The 6,255-nt window shown below is 46.6% G+C and carries 6 protein-coding genes; all 6 read right to left on the bottom strand.

Going from position 1 to position 6,255, the window contains the following annotated elements:
- Nucleotides 1-759: 759 nt before the first annotated feature.
- Nucleotides 760-2,637, bottom strand: coding sequence for a penicillin-binding protein 2 (locus RYL88_RS10775; RefSeq protein WP_314991213.1), 1,878 nt, complete (start codon nt 2,635-2,637; stop codon nt 760-762).
- A gap of 3 nt (nt 2,638-2,640) precedes the next feature.
- On the bottom strand, nt 2,641-2,943 hold the full coding sequence (gene fliE, locus RYL88_RS10770; RefSeq protein WP_314391293.1) for a flagellar hook-basal body complex protein FliE: 303 nt from the start codon (nt 2,941-2,943) through the stop codon (nt 2,641-2,643).
- A 5-nt stretch (nt 2,944-2,948) separates the two neighbouring features.
- Nucleotides 2,949-3,446: a flagellar basal body rod protein FlgC gene (gene flgC, locus RYL88_RS10765; protein ID WP_314991210.1), complete on the bottom strand. Its 498-nt coding sequence runs from the start codon at nt 3,444-3,446 to the stop codon at nt 2,949-2,951.
- A gap of 9 nt (nt 3,447-3,455) precedes the next feature.
- Entirely contained in the window at nt 3,456-3,893 is a 438-nt protein-coding gene (gene flgB, locus RYL88_RS10760) for a flagellar basal body rod protein FlgB (protein WP_314991208.1), read from the bottom strand.
- Between the two features lie 56 nt (nt 3,894-3,949).
- Complete coding sequence (aat, locus tag RYL88_RS10755) at nt 3,950-4,609, bottom strand: leucyl/phenylalanyl-tRNA--protein transferase (protein ID WP_314991206.1); 660 nt, start codon at nt 4,607-4,609, stop codon at nt 3,950-3,952.
- Nucleotides 4,610-4,627: 18 nt separating this feature from the next.
- Nucleotides 4,628-6,255: AAA family ATPase (locus tag RYL88_RS10750; protein WP_314991204.1), on the bottom strand; the 1,628-nt coding region annotated here is incomplete at its 5' end.

The following is a 6,255-nucleotide window of genomic DNA, read 5'->3' as shown; positions in this document are numbered from 1 at the left end:
CTGCTTGAGAGCGTAGAGCGCGCGGGCGTGCTGCCCGAGCATAGAAATTTGGCTTATAGCGCGGCATTATTTTGCAAATGAGCGGGCGATTTTAGCTTGATAAAATTGGCAAAATTAAAGCACAAGCCTATCAATCGGCCGAATTTAGCCCAGCCGTGCGCCTTTATGGGGTTAAATAAATCTTAAAATTTAGCGCGTCTAATACGCAAAATTTGTTTTATCTCGCATTCACGGGTTGATTTATCAGGCTTACGATCTTTTTAGACTTATCTTATAAAGATAAATGCGGCGCTTTTACGTCGCCGCCGTTTTGCATACGGTTTTAGGTGATATTAAAATATTTAACTTACAGCTAGTTTGCATCCATGGGCGCAAACGCAAAACGACCGCCGTGCCAAAGGGAGCATTTAGCCGTTTTGCAAGCAAGCGGCGATTTGCGGCTAGTAAATTTTTTGAAATACCGTAGTACGTCTGGCGCATAGTCCTTTTATCGCCTCAAAATATTTTTATAAATTTAGTAAATTTCGGATTTGTTTTTGCGTTGCGCTTTTGCATAAATTTAAGCAGATGGCTTTCGCGTTTATACTAAGACGGCGCATTTTAGCTTATTTAGCAGAGTCGCAAACGTATGAATTTTCTAAGTCGACCAAGATAGTATTAGCAGCAAATTTGCCTGGATAAATACGGAAAATGCGGCGAAGTAAGTAAAGGCGCGGGTCTTTTGAGGCACGTAAACGCGGCGCCTAATTTTGCCCGCGATTATTTTTTGGCTTTAGCCGCGGTCTGTTTTTTATCCTGGTTTGTCTGCACGGGTTGTTTTTGCGTAGCATTTGCAGCCACTGCGATAGACTCGGGCGTAGTTGCCGTCTGCGGCGCGGTTAAATTTTCATCCGGTTTTAAAAATCCTTCTTCCACCATCAGCTCGACTGCCGCCCTAAATGTCGGTAGGGCGCTTTGGGCGCCGAAGTAATAATAAGGCTTTTTGGGTTCTCTGGTTAAAACGCCGATGGTATAGGAGTTGCCGCGAGAGTCGTTAGCAAAGCCGAAAAACGATCCGTTGTAGGTATTGCCGTAGCCGCCCGTCGTCGCGATGTGCGCGGTTCCGGTTTTGCCGCCGATTTCTAGTCCTTCTATCTTGGCTCTTTTGCCCGTACCGATTTCTACGGTTTTTATGAGGATGCGTTTCATTCGCTCTGCGGCTTCTGCGGAAAGTACGGTAACGGGTTTTGGGTCGTTTACTACGTAGAATTTACCGTCTTTATAAAGCGAGTCCACGACCTTTGGCGTTACCATTACGCCCTTATTATTAAACACGTTATACGCCTTTAAAAGCTGGATAAAAGTAGCTTGCAAGCCGTATCCGTAGCTGATCGTGGCTTTATAAATTTGAGAATTTAGCTTGGCTACGGGCGGCATATTTCCGACTTGCTCGTAGGGCATATCGATACCTGTTTTTTGCGTGAAGCCAAAGCTTTGTAGTCCTGAGTAAATTTGAGCTCCGTCTAAGCGCTGGACTATTTGTATCATGCCGATATTTGAGCTATATACGATGATGTCCTCGGCCGTAAGGAAAGGCTCAGGGTGAGTGTCTTTTATCGTGCGTTTTCCTAGCTGATAGACGCCGTTATACGTATTTATACGCTCTAGCGGATTGATTTTGTCGTTTGCCAAAAGAACGGCGAATATAAACGGCTTAAAAACCGATCCGACCTCGTACGCGTACTCCGTAGCGGATGAATTTAAAAATTTATAATCTTGTTTTCTGATATTTGAAGGATCGTATCGCGACGTACTGGCAAACGCTAGCAAGCCGCCGGTTTTTGAGTCCATGACGCCCACGATTATCTCTTTTGCGTTTAGAAATTCCTTCTTCTCGTCGATGATTTGCTCGAGTCTAGTTTGAAATTTGAGCGAAGCATTTAGTATGACGTCGTAGCCGTCTACGCGATTAGCTAAATTTGAATCGCTGGTTAAGATAATGTTGTTTCCGATGTCTTTTGGGCCTAGCAACTTGGCGTCTTGTATCGGCGAGATATAGTACTCGTAGGCTTTTTCTACACCTTTTACGCCTTGAGTTTTCGTTATGCCGTCTTTTTCTATCTTTTTTACGTAGCCTATCATCGGCGTGAGCGTGTTTGCGGCTACGTATTGCCTACTTTCCCCGCTTTCTACGATATTCATATCGCGCAGTACGGCTACGCCAGTATTTGGGTCTTCGTAAGAGATAAAAATTTTCTTTTTGTATAGTTTTCTGGATAGTTCTTGCAGATATGCCGCGCCTCTAGCGTCGATTTTATAGGATAGCGTTACTGCGCCCTTTGCTTGGTCTATGATTTTTCTAACGGATTTTTCATCGTCGCCGCTATAGATGCAGTAGAGTCTTATAAACAAATCTTTTTTGTCGGGATCGATATTTCTAACGTCTAGCGTGACTTTGTATAGCTTTTGAGAGCCGGTCACGCTAAAGCCGTCTTTAGTTATGATGTTGCCGCGAAGAGCGGTATTTACTTCGCTGGTTTCAAGTTTAGGCAGGCGCCTTTCGATATTCGAGCGATAAAAAACAACCGCTAAAAATATACCGATAAGCCCTAAAATCAGCAGGAAAAGGCCGATAGTTTCAGATTTTCGCCGATTCAAGGTTTAAATTTGCGTTCTTGAGATTTCTTTATACGCGCTTAGAGCCTTATTGCGGATCTCTAGCATAAGCTTCATCGACGTGTCGGCCTTGCCGATAGCGATAGCTGCTTGGTGCAGGTCTTTTACCTCGCCCGTTGCTAGGTCGGCGATGGCTTTATCTGCGTTCATTTGTATCTCGTTTAGCTCTTTTAATGAGCTATCTAGCACGTCGCCAAAATTTAGCTCGCCTTTTTGGTTTTGCAGAGTCTTTGCTTCTTTTTTTTCAAACGGCGAAGCGACCGAGCCGATTTTATCTATATTTGTCATAAAATTTAACCTTGTAATAATTCTAACGCGTTTTGAGCGATCGTTTTAGCTGACTGAAACGCCGAAACGTTTGCCTGATAGGCGCGCGTGGCTTCGATCAGATCCGCCATTTCGATGACGGGATTGATGTTTGGGTACGCTACGTAGCCCCTCGCGTCGGCGTCGGGGTGAGACGGATCGTATTTTAGCTTAAAGTCTTTGTCGTCGCGCACTATCTTGTCAACTACGACGCTCATTATAGCAGGTTTTGCGTCTTTTGTATAGAATTTATCGTCTAGCGGGTTCTCGTATTCGAGCAAGTTATGTTTTTTCGCCACTTCGTCGTTTAGCACGCTATCAAAATCAACCGCCTTAAATATCACCTCGCGGCGTCTATACGGACCGCCTTCCGCCGTTCGCACGGTGTTTGCATTGGCGATATTGGAGCTAATGACGTTCATTCTAAAGCGCTGGGCGCTTAGTCCGTATCCGCTGATATCAAAGTCGCTTAAATAATTGCTCATAATCTATCCTTAAATTTTGCTGCTAGCGTCGATCACGCTTTTAAATATCTGGCCGCTTTGCCTCATGGCTCTATCTAGCGCGGTTACCATTATCGCATTTTTGCTTAGCTCGGTCGTTTCGACGTCTAGATCGACGGTGTTTGCGTCGTTTCGAGCCATGTGTCCGTCGCGTAAAAATATCGTCGCATCGTTTGACGCCGGAAAATCCGCGCGAGGAAAGTGCGCGTCGTCGGTTTGCGCGAGTTTTAAAATTTTATTTTCGTCTTTGCCGTAGATTTCTTGCGCTGTTTGCGACAAGGCCGCTTCAAACGCGATGTCGCGAGCTTTGTAAAAAGGCGTATCGATGTTTGCTATGTTGCTAGAAATCATCTGCTGGCGCAAATTTCTGCTTACCAGTGCGCTTTCTACGAGCGGTTTTGATTTTGAGGTTTGGATACCTGCGAACATTTTCTTGCCTTTTTTATCTAAATTTTACGAGATAATAAGCAAAAGACGTTCCAAATTTATGGTAAATTTTTAAATTCGCCAAAGCCGCTAGGTTGGTTTTTTAGCTCGTTAAATTTGGCTAAAAAATCGCTTCGCCTCATCGCCTTTGAGCCCATAAATTTTAGGTGCTCGTTCATGACCTGGCAGTCGATGAGAAAATCAAACGGCTCTAAAGCGCGGCAAAGCGCGATGAGAGCGACCTTTGACGCGCCCGTTTTTAGGCTGATCATACTTTCGCCGCAAAAGACCTTGCCGAAAATTTGCCCGTAAAGCCCGCCCGCTAGCTCGCCGTCCTCGTAAACTTCCACGCTGTGCGAGATACCCAGACGATGTAAATTTACGTATGCGCGCACGATCTCTTCGCTTAGCCACGTGGGCCCCTTTTTTTCGCGCTCGCTTTTGCAGATTTTTAGAAAATTTTCAAAGTCGTAGTCAAATCGTACTTCAAATTTTTTAAGCGCGGGTTTTATGCTCTTTTGCACGCGCACCTCGCTTGGAGCCAGCACTGCGCGAGGATCTGGCGACCACCAGTATATGGGTTCGCCGGGCAAAAACCACGGGAAGATGCCTTTGTCGTAAGCTTGCAAAAGAGCATCGGCACTTAGATCGCCACCGACGGCTAAAGGCGAGTTTGCGGGAGCGTTTGCGGGGTCTGGGAAGTTATAAATTTTTTCCAAATTTGACCCCGCGTCCGCTTATTTTAGAGTTTCAAATTTAAACGCAAGCTCGCCGCCCTTTAGCGTGATGTTTGCGACGCCGCCGTTTTTTAGCGCGCCAAAAAGTATCTCGTCGCTAAGCTTGGTCGAGATTTCGTCTTGCACTAGGCGTTTTAGATTTCTCGCGCCAAATTCCTTGCTATAGCCCTTTTGCCAGAGGTATTTTTTAGCTTCGGCGGAGGCTTTTAGGACGACTTTTTTCTCGGCGAGGCTTGAGTTTATCTCGTTAATTATCTTTTGCGCGATGAGGCTTAGCGCGTCCTCGCTAAGGTCGTTAAAATGCACGATTTTATCGATGCGGTTGCGAAACTCTGGGCTGAAAAATCCCTTTACCGCGGAGTCTGCTTTACCTCTTTCGTCTTTACTAAAGCCCAGCGTCGCAGCCTCTTTTGAGCCTAAATTTGAGCTCATTATGATGACTGCGTTGCGAAAATCGCTCTTTGCGCCCGTGTTATCGGTGAGGCTCGCGCCATCGAAAATTTGCAAAAAGACGTTTATCATCTCGTCGCTGGCCTTTTCGATCTCGTCAAACAAAATCACGCTATAAGGGTGCTTTTTAACTGCGTTTGTGAGTATACCGCCCTCTTCAAAACCGACATATCCCGGAGGCGCGCCGATGAGACGCGAGACGCTGTGTTTTTCCATGTATTCGCTCATATCAAACCGCTCGAAATGCACGCCCAAATTTTGCGCTAGAGCCGCGCTTAGCTCGCTTTTACCCACGCCGCTTGATCCCGTAAACAAAAATACACCTACGGGCGCGTTTGGCTGCTTTAGCCCCGCATACGAGCGCTTGATCGCCGCTACTAGCGTATCTATGGCCTCGTCTTGACCGAAGATTTCAGACTTCAGCCTTTGGGCTAGATTTTTCAAATTTGCCGCGGCGTCTGATTTTAGATTGGTATCGGGGATATTTGCCATCTTGCTTAAAACCGCGCTTAGATCGGACATTTTTACGGTTTTGCTTCTGTTTTGTAGGGCTAGAGCCGCGCCGACCTCGTCGATGAGATCGATGGCGCTATCGGGCAAAAATCTATCGTTTAGGTACTTTTTGGCTAGCTCTACGCTTTTGGCTAAAATTTCGTCGCTAAATTTGACGCCGTGAAAGCTCTCGTATTTGGCGCGAAGCCCTTTTAGGATCTCGACGCTCTCGTCCGCGCTCGGCTCTACGACGTCGATTTTAGCAAATCTGCGCGAGAGGGCTTTTTCTTTTTCAAAAAAACTGCGATACTCCGCGTATGTCGTCGCTCCGATGCAGCGAAGCGAGCCGCTTGTAAGGGCTGGCTTTAGTAAATTTGACATATCAAGCCCGCCGCCGCTCGTAGCTCCCGCGCCCACGATCGTGTGAATCTCGTCGATAAAAACTATAGCGTCTTCTTGCTCGGCCACCTCGTCCATCACGTCTTTTAGGCGTTTTTCAAAGTCGCCGCGGTATTTCGTGCCCGCTATCATCGCGCCGATATCCAGGGCAAAAATTTGCGCTTGCTTTAGCCGCTGCGGCACCTCGCCGCTTGCGACTTTTAGCGCGAGCCCCTCAACTACGGCTGTTTTGCCCACGCCCGCTTCGCCTACTAGGATCGGATTATTCTTCTTGCGGCGGCTTAGCG

It is taken from the genome of uncultured Campylobacter sp. (assembly GCF_963517995.1).
In the GTDB taxonomy this organism is placed as follows: Bacteria; Campylobacterota; Campylobacteria; order Campylobacterales; family Campylobacteraceae; genus Campylobacter_A.
The sequence above is the reverse complement of the archived record's forward strand: the minus strand, read 5'-3'. Positions and strand labels throughout refer to the sequence as shown.

Coding starts and splice junctions, on each gene's coding strand:
- flgC (WP_314991210.1), bottom strand. CDS start 3,446: ATGAGCAATTATTTAAGCGACTTTGATATCAGCGGATACGGACTAAGC.
- fliE (WP_314391293.1), bottom strand. CDS start 2,943: ATGACAAATATAGATAAAATCGGCTCGGTCGCTTCGCCGTTTGAAAAA.
- flgB (WP_314991208.1), bottom strand. CDS start 3,893: ATGTTCGCAGGTATCCAAACCTCAAAATCAAAACCGCTCGTAGAAAGC.